This window comes from Arcicella sp. GW822-FHT02H01, assembly GCF_058802005.1.
Window position 1 is genome coordinate 641523 of the sequence record NZ_JBXANT010000001.1, and the last position, 13357, is coordinate 654879.

General features: G+C 39.6%; 9 protein-coding genes. All 9 read right to left on the reverse strand.

Annotated features, from left to right (window positions below; translation table 11 throughout):
• Positions 1-5: 5 nt before the first annotated feature.
• The 9 genes from AC1RNE_RS02805 to leuC all read right to left on the reverse strand — a co-directional run bounded on the left by AC1RNE_RS02805 (position 6) and on the right by leuC (position 13267).
• Positions 6-1169 (reverse strand): PQQ-dependent sugar dehydrogenase, encoded by a 1164-nt coding sequence (locus AC1RNE_RS02805; protein ID WP_492803597.1) that lies wholly within the window; start codon positions 1167-1169, stop codon positions 6-8.
• 360 nt (positions 1170-1529) lie between these two features.
• A complete protein-coding gene (locus AC1RNE_RS02810; protein WP_492799527.1) occupies positions 1530-4235 on the reverse strand; it encodes a cation-translocating P-type ATPase in 2706 nt (901 codons plus the stop codon).
• 93 nt (positions 4236-4328) lie between these two features.
• Positions 4329-5534, reverse strand: a complete 1206-nt coding sequence (locus AC1RNE_RS02815) for a DUF1501 domain-containing protein (protein WP_492799528.1) — start codon at positions 5532-5534, stop codon at positions 4329-4331.
• A 107-nt stretch (positions 5535-5641) separates the two neighbouring features.
• A complete protein-coding gene (locus tag AC1RNE_RS02820) occupies positions 5642-7063 on the reverse strand; it encodes a DUF1800 domain-containing protein (RefSeq protein ID WP_492799529.1) in 1422 nt (473 codons plus the stop codon).
• Between the two features lie 556 nt (positions 7064-7619).
• The gene (leuB, locus tag AC1RNE_RS02825; RefSeq protein WP_309922639.1) at positions 7620-8681 is read right to left on the reverse strand and encodes a 3-isopropylmalate dehydrogenase; all 1062 of its coding nucleotides are present in this window, start codon (positions 8679-8681) and stop codon (positions 7620-7622) included.
• 301 nt (positions 8682-8982) lie between these two features.
• Positions 8983-10476 carry a hydroxymethylglutaryl-CoA lyase-like TIM-barrel protein gene (locus tag AC1RNE_RS02830; protein ID WP_492799530.1) on the reverse strand — a complete coding sequence of 498 codons (1494 nt, stop codon included), beginning with the start codon at positions 10474-10476 and terminating at the stop codon, positions 8983-8985.
• A gap of 144 nt (positions 10477-10620) precedes the next feature.
• A complete protein-coding gene (gene leuD / locus AC1RNE_RS02835) occupies positions 10621-11217 on the reverse strand; it encodes a 3-isopropylmalate dehydratase small subunit (protein WP_492799531.1) in 597 nt (198 codons plus the stop codon).
• 144 nt (positions 11218-11361) lie between these two features.
• Positions 11362-11718 (reverse strand): four helix bundle protein, encoded by a 357-nt coding sequence (locus AC1RNE_RS02840; protein ID WP_492799532.1) that lies wholly within the window; start codon positions 11716-11718, stop codon positions 11362-11364.
• A 151-nt stretch (positions 11719-11869) separates the two neighbouring features.
• The gene (gene leuC / locus AC1RNE_RS02845) at positions 11870-13267 is read right to left on the reverse strand and encodes a 3-isopropylmalate dehydratase large subunit (protein ID WP_492799533.1); all 1398 of its coding nucleotides are present in this window, start codon (positions 13265-13267) and stop codon (positions 11870-11872) included.
• Positions 13268-13357 lie beyond the last annotated feature (90 nt).

Genomic DNA, 13357 nt, shown 5'->3' on the forward strand with positions numbered 1-13357 from the left:
ATATTTTATTTTTTAACGCTTACTTGCCATACAGTATTAGATGCATCATCCGTCACCAATAGCGAACCATTAGGTAATACAATTACGCCTACCGGCCTTCCATAAACGTTTTTGGTTTGATCAGCCATAAATCCCGTCAAAAAATCTTGTGGCTTTCCACTTGGCTTTCCGTTTGCAAATGGCACAAATACCACCCGATAACCCGACAATACAGAACGGTTCCACGAACCATGCTGCGCAATGAATGCACCATTATGGTATTTTTTAGGAAATGCTTTTTGATTATAAAAAGCCAAGCCTAACGATGCCGTATGTGCCCCCAAAGGAACATCAGGCACAATGGCTTTGGCCACTAAGTCTGGTCTTTTTTCTTCTACCCGTGGGTCAACATGCTGACCAAAATAAGAATAAGGCCATCCATAAAATCCTCCGTCTTTCACGCTAGTTAAATAATCAGGCACTAAATCGTCGCCTAGTTCATCTCTTTCGTTTACTACCGTCCAAAGTGTTTTTGTACCCACTGCCCAACCCATTCCCATAGGGTTTCTCAGACCACTTGCATAAATGCGTTCTCCCGAGCCATCTGGATTAATCTCAAGAATACCCGCACGTTTGAATTCCTCTTTAATGCCTTTTTCGGCTACATTCGTATTGGAGCCTACTGACACATAGATTTTTGTATTATCTGCATTGGCTATCAAATTGCGTGTCCAGTGGCGTGGATGGTCGCCAGAAGGTAGGTCTATTACTTTCTGCCCTTTCCCCATAATTTGTGTCTGTCCTTTTTGATAAGGGAAACGTACTACGGCATCTGTATTGGCTACATACAGCCAGTTTCCTATTATCAACATTCCAAAAGGTTGGTTGAGGTTCGCTAGAAAAATAGTGCGTAAATCGGGAATGCCATCTTGATTAGTATCGCGCAATAAAGTAATTCTATCGGCACTTTTACTTTGATTGTTTGACTTACTTGCCCCTATTACTTTCCCTCCTATTTTATCTACTAAGGTATGATTGGTATTGCTTTCAGCTACTAATATATCCCCGTTCGGGGTTACATACATCCACCGAGGGTTATCTAATTTATCTGCAAAGCGACTAACAATAAAGCCTTCGGGAGCTTTAGGCGTTTGTCCGTTTTTCCAACCCAGCACCTTACTAAAATTCATAGTCGATTTGGTTGCATAAGGTGCAGGTAAAGTAGCAGGCTGAGGCGTCTGAGTCAAAGCTGATAAATTAATAAACAGCAATAGCCCTATCAATAATAAACAAGTTCTTTTGAAGAAGGTATGGCACAAAGGCGGTAGCTTGAATAACATCATCATCTTTTGATTTAGTTTTATGTTCTTCAAGAATAGCTAAAATACTGTGCCATAGGGGGAAATTCATTTATTTCTATATTACCTAAGTATGAGCATGACGCTCTTAATCGTTTGGAGATTCGGCAACCTAGGTAGGGACGAATTGCATTTGTCCTATTCCCTCCCATTAATCGTAAATTTGTGGGCGTATGGCATACGCCCACAAATTTAACTAATCACTTTAAAAACCCGTTTCAACAATTGAACAAGTACTACTGGCATCCAGCTAGTAATGAGGATAATTGACCAGATAGTAAAATCCAGCTTTTGAAGTCCAATGATTTTATTGAGGGGACTTATCCAGTAAAACGTAAGCATAATGACGATACATACCCCCAAGGCAGCCCACACAAACTTGTTCTCGGTAATCTCATTTTTGAAAAAAGATATCTTGCGAGACGACAAATTGAACACATGCCACAACTGCGAAAAGGCAAGGCTAAAGAAGGTAATGTTATTACAAATTTTGGCATCCATCTGCAAGTAAACACTACAGTACCACGTAACGGCGATGATAGGAAGCGCCAGCAAACTAGCATATACAACGATATTTATCCAGTCTTGTTTAACGGCAATAGGTTCCTTCGGATTACGCGGAGGGTTGCTCATTATCAACTTATTACCTTTGCCCATGCCCAATGCCAAGGCAGGGAAAATATCGGTCACCAGATTAAGAAATAGGATTTGTAGGGGCAACACTGAAAACGGAAAGTTAAGCAAGCCATACAAAAACACAATAACGATTTCGCTTAAATTACACGAAAGTAAATACACCAAAAAGCGTTTAATATTCTGGAAAATCACCCTGCCTTGTTCTATGGCAACTACAATCGATTTAAAAGAATCATTTTTCAAGACCATCTCCGCTGTTTCAATCGCTACTTGCGTGCCTCTCCTACCCATCGCAATGCCGATTTCTGCTTTCTTCAAGGCAGGTGCATCGTTGATGCCATCGCCCGTCATTGCCACAATATCGCCTCTTTTTTGATAAAGCGTTACCATATCTAGTTTTTGCTGAGGTGTTACCCTTGCAAATATCGTGGCAGCAAACAACTGCTTTTTATCAGGCTTACCCTCTAAGTCTTTCCCCGTAATAACTACGTTCTCCGTATCCGATAGTTGTATTGTCTGAGCAATATTCAAGGCTGTGGCGGGGTGGTCGCCTGTTATCATGATTACCTTGATGCCTGCATTTCTGCACGATTGCAAAGCTCCTGAGATGTCTAAACGTGGTGGGTCTAAAAATCCGATAAAGCCTACCAAGATCAACTCTTTCACCATGTTATCATTCGGAATATTGTTGGCTTCATTAAACGCAAAGCCCAAGACACGGGTACCTTGTGCCTGAATTTCTTCTGCTTTTTGTAGGAATTGATTCTTCTGTTCTTCCGTCAAAGGTACTATTTCACCTTGTTTATAAAAGGATTTACATTGTTGTAAAATGGCCTCTATCGCTCCCTTTACTGCTACGAAATTGGTATCTCCTTTTTTATGCAATGTCCCCATCAGCTTTGTTTCCGAACTAAAGGCTTCTTCGGCAATTCGTGGATATTCTTGTTGTATTTGCGGGATATTTACGTTGTTTAGTCCAACAAAATTTAATAGCGATATTTCGATTGGGTCGCCGAGTTGCTTGTCTTTTTTCTTCTCCTTTTTCTCAACTACGGCATTATTACAGAGGAGCGAAACCAACAAGAGTTTCTCTAAACTTGCTTGATTGGCTTTGGCGTCTGCTTCGTCAACGGTATTATTTTCTACCTTGAAGGTATTATCAAAAAACGAGATATTATTTACCTGAATTTTGTTTTCTGTCAGTGTCCCTGTTTTATCAGTAAAAATGGTATTTATTCCCCCGAGGGTTTCTACAGAAGCTAATTTTTTAATCAATACCTTTTTTTCTGCCATACGTAACATACCATACGTAAGGGCAATGGTAGACACCACGGGCAGTCCTTCGGGAATGGCAGCTACGGCTAAGGCAATGGCTGTTTCAATAATCAGGTAAAGTTCTTTGCCTTGTAAAAAGCCTGTGATGATAAAGATGGCGGCAAATATGGCAGTAAGCCACATCAATTTGGTGGTAAGTCCTTGTAGTTTTTTTTCGAGTGGCGTCGTTACTTGCTTGGCATTGTCAACCAGTGCCGTAATTTTCCCTAATTCGGTATGCAAGGCTGTTCCTACAATGATAGCTTTGGCATTCCCTTTAATGACCGACGTGCCTTTGAATATCATATTCGTCTGGTCGGCTAGGCTGGTATCTTTATCGAGGGGTTCTAGGGTTTTGGTGATGGGCATTGATTCCCCCGTTAAGGGTGATTCATCTACTTCAAATTGGTTGATTTCTACTAATCGGGCATCTGCCAATACCATATCGCCTGCTTCTAGCACTAAAATATCTCCTGGTACTAGCCTCTCAGAGGGGACTTCATTTAAAGCATTATCTCGCCAGACTTTCGACAGACTGACATCCATGCTTTTAAGCTGATTCATTGATTTTCGAGCTTGAAGTTCCATGAAGAAACCCAAAGCTGCCGTAATAAATATTACGCCAATGATAGCAAAGCCTTCGAGCCAATCTTTAAAATAGAGTGATGCCCCACTGGCTAAGACTAATAACAAAATAATGGGACTCTTGAATTGCTCTAGCAAGAGTAAAAAAATACTCTTTTGTTTTTGCTCTTCATAGCGATTCAACCCGTAAGTCTTTATTCTTTTGTTGATACTCCCCTCCGCCAGTCCGTTTGTTAAATCCCCTTGAAGCGTATTGACAATTTCTTCAAGGGGAATCGAAACCACATCTTTAATAGGATAATTATGAACTTTCTTAGTTGATGAATTATCAGTTGTAGTGTTATCAAGGTTTTTAGAGGCCATCTTTTAGATTTAGATTTTAATTAATTTTTCATAAATTATTAATAATTAACCACTTATAAACATTCAAGCATTTTCCTCAGACAACGATTCCTTTTAAACAAAATCCAGCACATCAAAGCGTTTTCCTAGTATTTCTTCATCGTTTACCACCAACCAATTACGGAGCAGCGTAGCATAAATCTTTCTAAAATCTACAGAATACTTCAAATCACCTTCATCCAAATTCGTTAGATTGGGCGCTTCGTTGAGTATTTTATCAGCTTTCAATTTTCCACCCATCAAGAATACATTATTCGCCGTTCCGTGGTCTGTGCCTCCGCTGGCATTTTGTTTTACCCTTCTCCCAAATTCAGAGAACGTCATCATCACCACATCATCCAGTTTGTTGTTTTGTTTGAGTTCATTTAAAAACACGTCCATCGTTTCGGCATAGTTTCTTAACAAACGTTCTTGCTGATTGAGCTGATTGACGTGGGTATCAAACCCTGAAATGCTAACATAATATATATTGGTCGGCATTCCCGAGAGTATCAGTTCGGAGATAGTCTTTAACCGTTGTCCCAATTCCCCATTCGGGAAACTGGCTTTTGTTTGATAGATTTTCGATTTGGTATGGAGATATTCTGCCGAAGAGGAGGTTTCTGCCAAGGTTTTATAGAGATAACTTACATTCTCTGAATGGTCGGCAGGTTGTGTTTTAGCGATTTTAGCGATAAAATCTCCATGCACTTGTCGGTATAGTTTTTCGGGGTCTAATACGGCCAAGCCTTTTAATTTCTCCCCTTTCATAGACAAACTAAGGGTATCATCTATTTCAAGAACGTTGTACGAGGCACAGTCGCCCGAACAATTGGCATCTAAATAACGCCCCAACCAACCCGTTTGTAAATATTCATTCGGATTAGAAGCCGTTTGCCAAATATCCATCGAACGGAAATGCGACCTATCGGGATTGGGATAACCTACATTATTGATGATTCGCATAAAGCCTTCGTCATACCAAGGTCTTAGCTTTTCCAAGGCAGGATTCAGCCCTATTTCATCATTGAGGTTCAGTACCTTATTTCGCTCAATCGCAATCGTCGGACGTTCGCGATAGTAAATATCATTTTGGTAAGGCACAACCGTATTAAGTCCATCGTTCCCTCCAGACAACTGAATAATGACTAATATTTTATCAGGAGCACCCTTTGCACTCCCTAAAGATTGCTGTTCAAAAGCTTTTAGAAAATTCGGAATCATTAAGCCTCCTACTGTTGCCAATGCCGAACGTGTGATAAATTCTCTGCGGTTGACCATAATATTGTAAGTGATGAATTGTGAGTGATGAGTTTAGTAAATCTTTATGGCTTTCCTACTAAGCCTTATAGACAATATCGTTGTTTGGCTCTTGATTGATTGCCACTTTAACACAACTGATATTCGGGGAGAGTCATTAAGGCTATCATCATTTTCTTGATAGTCTCTGCCTGACTCTCTTTCCCCATTTTAGCGATTAATCCTTTTTTCACATCCTCATTAATAGGCACTTGCAAAATGTATGCCTCGAGGGTATCTAACAACGTTTCACGATTTTGTTGGGTAAAATATGTTGAAAATACTTCCCAGTTCATATCGGTTTCAAGGGTATTCTTATTTCCCTTACGGGTTTGGAAATCTGTATTTACATCTCCATCCGACTTCGCAACAGTTTTTATCACCGTATTATTAAACATCAAATAGGGCAACTGCATCCTAAATAACAAACTCGAGCTATCTATCCAACTTTTGCCCCCAGCCCAGCCTGCCACATTAGGCGGATATAATAATACTTGCCCCAATACACGTTGCACAAAAAGTAAAGATTGTTTCTCAACCAAGTTAGAGCCCGTTGTTCGCTGTAAACCCACGATAAGCTCGACAGGAGATTTAATGTGTGTGCCAACATTACGCTCTTCGTAGAACCATGAACTATTGAAAATAGTCTCCATCAAATCGGCAATATTATACTCGTTTTTATAGAACTCCTCCGCTAATTGACTGACACGGTTAGTATCCACTTGCTCGTTTACAAAGTTTTTGTAGATTTTTGTAACAACAAAATTGGCGGTTTCTTTTCGTTCCAAAATCATTTTGATGATATCTTCCCCCGTAAAGTTGCCCGTTTTTCCAAAGACCACCTTCGTATCATCATCATGTTGTTTAGTGTTGAAATAAAACCCCGTTATTTTTCTATCAAATTCCCAGCCCGTAAACGCTCTGGCAGCTTCTTTCACATCGTGTTCCGTATAATTACCTCTGCCTAGCGTAAACAATTCCATTACTTCACGAGCAAAATTTTCGTTCGGGCTGCGTTTCTTATTCTGCTGATTATTCAAAAACTGGAGCATAGCCGCCTCTTTGGAGACCGCCATCAGCAAGTCGCTAAATTTGCCTAATGAATGTTGGCGGATGGTATTTAAGTAGCTTTGGGCAAATAGCGGATTTGGGGTTCTACAAGCAAAATGTCCGTGCCAAAACAACGCCATTTTTTCTCGCAAGACGCCCTTTGAATTTGCCATTTTGTCTATCCAAGTAGTATTGAGTAGTCCTTCCTCCTCCTTTACCATCTTGTTCAACTGCTTGATACGTTCTTGTGTGGTAAGGGTAGTATCTTTTTTTATCATTTGTAGCTCTGAATAAATATCCATTTTATCAACTGTATAAATGGGTTCAAAGCTTTCAGCGTCTTTCAATAACTGTTTAACATTCTTCTTGATAGACTTATGGCTAAGCTGAGTAATCACTTCAGGCTTTTCGCCAAAGCCTGCTCGCCATATAAGGTGCTGGATGGATTTTTCCTTATTCATAATATCTTCGAGTTTAAAATAAGATACCTCTTAGAATAAGAACGTTGCAAAAGGTTTAATTATTAAAATGATACTTCATATTATTTAATTTATATTTTTTAGCATTGCTCTTCGAGATGTTCCGCAGAGTCTCTTACAGCTATATTACCCCTTCGGGGTTAAGTGGGTATTGACAATTATTTTTCCCTATAATCATACCATCCCTTTGGGATTTAGATACTTTGATTATACGGCATGGTCAAAGGATATTACAATGAGGGGGAATAAGCGTTAAATCCCGAAGGGATGGTATGATTATAGAAATATCAGATAAAGCCAGGTATATAAACTCCGAAGGAGTGACAGATTCTTCCTACTAGTGTATCACCCTTTTGTGAGTCAGGTGCGTATTGATAATTATATTTTCTATAATCATATCATCCTTTCAGGATTGAGGTATTTTGATTACACTGCACTAGATTTAGATTCCAAAGGGCACAAAAAAATCATTCCTGTTTAGGGCGATAGATAAATCTCGCCCTAAACAGGAATGAAGAAATTATAATAACATAAAAGATTACCCAATCTGAGCAGCCAACCAATCTCCTACTTCTGAAGTAGAGAATGCTTTTCCGCCATCAGCAATATCAACGGTTACTACGCCTTCTGCCAATGATTTATTCACGATGTCTTTGATTTCGTTTGCCTCGTCCATCAATTTGAACGCATATTCAAACATCATCGCTGCCGAAAGTACTGTTCCTAGTGGGTTAGCAATGTTTTTGCCTGCCGCCTGTGGGTAACTTCCGTGGATTGGCTCGAATACTGATGTATGTGTACCGATAGAAGCCGAAGGCATCAAGCCCATTGAACCAGAAATTACCGAAGCTTCGTCTGTTAAAATATCACCGAACATATTTTCTGTAACCATTACGTCAAATCCTTCTGGCCATTGGATAATACGCATTGCTGCCGCATCAACGAATAAATATTCCGTTTCTACTTCTGGATATTCTTTTTCGATGCCTTGTGCTACTTCTCTCCAAAGTCTTGAAGTTTCTAATACGTTCGCTTTGTCAACGATACATACTTTTTTACGACGCTTCATGGCATATTCATACGCCAAACGTACAATTCTATCAACTTCTGGCTTCGTATATTCACATACGTCCCAAGCTTTGTCGCGTGTTTCGTTTCTTCCTTTGTCGCCGAAATAAATACCGCCTGTTAGTTCACGGATACAAACGAAGTCTGCATTTTCAATCAATTCTCTTCTTAATGGAGATTTGTGTAATAATGAAGGGAATACTAAAGTAGGACGAATGTTGGCATATAATCCTAATTTTTTACGCATTGCCAACAAGCCTTGCTCTGGACGAACTTTGGCTGATGGGTCGTTATCAAAACGTGGGTGACCTATCGCACCAAACAATACTGCATCTGCCTGCATACACACTTCGTGTGTTTCGTCTGGATAAGGATTACCCGTGGCATCAATCGCTACTGCTCCTGTTAAAGCGTGGGTAAGATTAATTTCGTGGTTATACTTTTTACCGATTGCATTAACTACTTTTAATGCTTGTTCTATTACTTCTGGACCGATACCGTCTCCGGCTAATACTGCAATATTTAATTTCATTTTTTTGGACTTGAGGACTTTGGACTTGAGGTCTCAAGGTTTTTTTAAGTTATAAAATTTTTAGATTTAAGACTTTGGGATGCTGGACTTTATGACTAAAAAGATTTTAGGACATTAGATTTTTAGACGCTGGACTTTAGGATTTTTTGATTTGTAAGATACAATAAATACCTCTTTCTTCTTATTCCATCCCTAGCGAGGGACTTAAGTCCCTCGCTAGGGATGATTTGAAGAGTAAACATTTAATCACTCAATCACAATTCACTAACTCACAACTCATTCAAAACTCACTCATTCAAAACTAAATAAGATTAAGCATTTTATGTGTCGCTTTGATGGCTGATACCGTTTGGTCAGAATCTAATCCTCTGGTTTTAAACTCTTTGCCTTTATGTTCCCATGTAATAATGGTTTCACAAAGTGCATCGGTATTTCCCCCTGGAGGAATCCTTACGGCATAGTCTGTCAGCATCGGGAGGTTTACCTCTTTCTTTAAATACACCTTCTTCAAGGCATTCATAAAGGCATCGTACTGACCGTCACCCTGTGCATTTTCTTCAAAAATATGTCCTTCAATTTTTACCCTGATGGTAGCCGAAGGGCGAAGATTTTTAGAATGCGTCAACACATAATTTACTACCTCCACTTTCTCTTCGATGGTATTGCTATCAATCACATCCGAGATAATATAAGGCAAATCTTCCTGCGTAACTACCTCCTTGCGGTCGCCAAGTTCAATGATTCGCTGCGTTACTCTTTTTAAATCAGCTTGCGATAATTTGATACCTAACTTTTGAAGGTTCTTCTCAATATTTGCTTTTCCAGACGTTTTTCCCAACGCATATTTACGCTCTCTGCCAAAACGTTCGGGCATCAAATCGTTGAAATACAGGTTATTTTTATTATCACCATCCGCATGAATACCAGCCGTTTGTGTAAAAACGTTCTCACCTACTACAGGCTTATTCACAGGGATTCTAAAGCCAGAAAAAGTTTCTACCAGTTTACTAACCGAATAAAGCGACTCTTCCACTACCGTCGTTTCCACATCACACATAAAGTCTTTCAGCACGGCGATGGTACTTGCTAGCGGAGCATTTCCTGCTCTTTCACCCATACCATTCACCGTTAGATGAAGCCCATGTACACCTGCTCGCACTGCTTCCATGACGTTGGCAATGCTTAAATCATAGTCGTTATGTGCGTGAAAATCAAAGTGTTGAGCTGGATAACGCGTTACAATCGCCGACAGGAAATCATAACATTCACGTGGCGTAAGCACTCCTAGCGTATCGGGCAACAATACTCTTTCGATGGGCTGGGTACTTAGGAAATCCAGAAACTGATATACATACTCTGGCGAGTTGCGCATGCCATTACTCCAGTCTTCTAAATAAACATTACATTTAATGTCTTTAGAACGAGCCAGCATAAATACCTCCGCAATCTCAGCAAAATGTTGCTCAGGCGTTTTTTTAAGCTGATGCACTAAATGATTCATCGACCCTTTCGTGAGTAGATTCATCACCTTCGCTCCTGCTTCAATCATCCAGTTTACCGACGTCTCGCCATCAACGAAAGTCAGTACCTCGATTTTATCAATCAATCCGTTTTCACTTGCCCAGCTCGTAATTTTTTTAACCGCCTGAAATTCACCGTCGGATACTCTTGCAGAAGCTACTTCTAAGCGATCGACTTTTACTTCTTTTAATAATAATTGAGCGATTGCTAATTTCTCAGTAGCCGAAAAAGACACTCCGCTGGTTTGTTCTCCATCGCGAAGTGTCGTATCCATTATTTCTATATGTCGCATATTCTCTTTGCTGTAAGCAGGAGGCTGTAAGCCATAAGCTATAAGCAGTAGGCATAAGGCTATTATTTAGAATTACAATAGCGTAAAGCCTATAGCTTAAAGCTTATAGCCTAAAGCAAAAAGCTCTTAATAAATACTTTTACTAGCAAAACCACCTATTTCTGCTTTCATTGCTTGAAGATAATCTATATCGTCAAAGCCATTGATAAGGTTATTTTTCTTATACCCGTTGATAGCAAAGCTTTCTTGTTCGCCTGTAGCAACGATGGTGATGGTTTGTGCTGGAAGGTCTACCTCCAATTCAGCAGCTGAATCTGCTTCGATGGCCAAGAAGATTTTATCTAAAAATTCAGGGCTTACTTGTACTGGCAGAATACCTACGTTGATAGCATTTCCTTTAAAGATATCAGCAAAGAAGCTTGATACTACACAACGGAAACCATAATCATAAATAGCCCAAGCGGCGTGTTCACGGCTTGACCCACTTCCGAAGTTATGTCCTCCTACTAGGATTTTACCTGTATAAGTAGGATTGTTTAATACGAAATCTTGTTTTGGTGAGCCGTCAGTATTATAACGCCAGTCACGGAATAAGTTATCGCCAAATCCTTCACGTTTCGTAGCTTTTAAGAAACGAGCAGGGATGATTTGGTCAGTATCAACGTTCTCAATTGGCATTGGAACGGCTGTTGATTTTAATATAGTGAATTTATCGTATGCCATTTGATTATGCTTTAGGCTTTAAGCTGTAAGCAATAGGCTTTTTAAAAATGCCCTGCTTAGTTGATAAAGCTATTTTTCTACTTTTTTTGCTGTAAGCTTTAGGCGGTAAGCGATAGGCTTTTTAAGTTCGGCTTATGCTTAAAGCTATTTTGTAATTAATTTTTGGCTCAAATGATAGAGCTTTTTTTTAATTAAATTTATTTTGACAGCTAGCTCAATATGCTTGTCTGCTGACAAAAAATGTAAATCAGTCGATAATTGTATTAAATATTCAATCTCGTGTGCAGAACCTAAAGCAATCTGAAGAAATCTATTAAAATCAGCGTCGCTACTTCTTCCACAACCTTCACTAATGTTAGTCGGTACCGAAACAGATGCCCTTCTTAATTGATTTGTTATTCCATATAATTCTGTATTGGGAAAATCTTTCGTTAAAAGATATATTTCCAAAACCAAATTATGAGACAATTGCCAAACATCATATTTTCTAAAATCTCTCATTGTAATAGGCTGTAGGCCATAAGCTGTAAGCTCTAGGCAATTATATTTGAACTTTTAACAATACACCATTATTTGAGTGTATGTAGGTAATAGTATTTGTAACTTTTAACGTTACACAATTGCTTAACGCTTATAGCCTGTAGCTTACAGCCTACAGCAAAGTACGAGGATCAGTAACCACCCCAGTAACCGCAGCAGCAGCAGCCACCAATGGACTAGCCAATAGCGTACGAGAACCTGGTCCTTGGCGACCTTCAAAGTTTCTGTTTGAAGTACTTACCGCATATTTTCCAGCAGGAATCTTGTCGTCGTTCATCGCTAAACAAGCAGAGCAACCCGGCTGACGCAATTGGAAACCAGCCTCAGTCAAGATATCATAAATACCCTCTTCTCTGATTTGAGCCTCCACAATGTGTGAACCCGGAACAATCCAAGCAGTGATATTATCAGCCTTCTTGCGTCCTTTTACGATAGAAGCAAAAGCACGGAAATCTTCGATACGGCCGTTTGTGCAACTTCCGATAAATACATAATCCACTTGTTTGCCCAGCATACTTTCTTGCTCGCCAAAACCCATGTAGTTCAATGATTTATCATAAGTAGCCTTTCCGCCCTCAACAGATTCAGCCGTTGGAATATTTTTAGAGATACCCATACCCATACCTGGGTTAGTACCATAAGTAATCATCGGTTCGATGTCGGTAGCATCAAAAGTGTATTCTTTATCAAATACAGCATCAGCATCCGTTTTCAATGTTTTCCAGTAAGCTAACGCTTTATCCCAAGCCTCACCTTTTGGTGTTTGTTCGCGACCTTCAAGGTAATTGAAAGTAGTTTGGTCTGGAGCAATCATACCACCACGAGCACCCATTTCGATACTCATGTTACAAACCGTCATACGACCTTCCATCGACATATTTTCAAATACATCACCAGCATATTCTACAAAGTAACCAGTAGCGCCAGCAGTAGTCAACTTAGCAATGATGTATAGAGTAACGTCTTTCGGCGTAACACCCTTACCCAATTTACCATTTACGTTTACACGCATTTTCTTAGGCTTCGGTTGCATAATACACTGCGACGAAAGCACCATTTCAACTTCAGAAGTACCAATACCAAAAGCAATTGCACCAAAAGCACCATGCGTAGAAGTATGCGAGTCACCACAAACGATAGTCATCCCCGGAAGCGTAATACCATTTTCTGGTCCAACCACGTGTACAATACCATTTTTAGGATTATTCAAGCCCCAGTGAGAAATACCATATTTCGCCGAGTTGGTTTCCAACGCTTTCAACTGGTTAGCAGAAAGAGGGTCAGCTACGGGAAGGTGTTGGTTAATCGTAGGAGTATTATGGTCAGCAGTAGCAAAAGTGCGGTTTGAAAACATCACACCGATACCTCTTGTTTCTAAGCCTAAAAAAGCAACTGGACTAGTAACTTCATGGATAAAATGACGGTCGATGAAGAAAACATCTGGGCCGTCTTCGATTTTACGAACAACGTGGGCATCCCATACTTTGTCGAATAATGTTGTTGGTTGCATATTATATTTAATAATTAAAATTCTGATGATACTTTCAATGATACAAATTTGAGAAGAATTATAGATAAAGTATTAACGAATTAAGTTCAA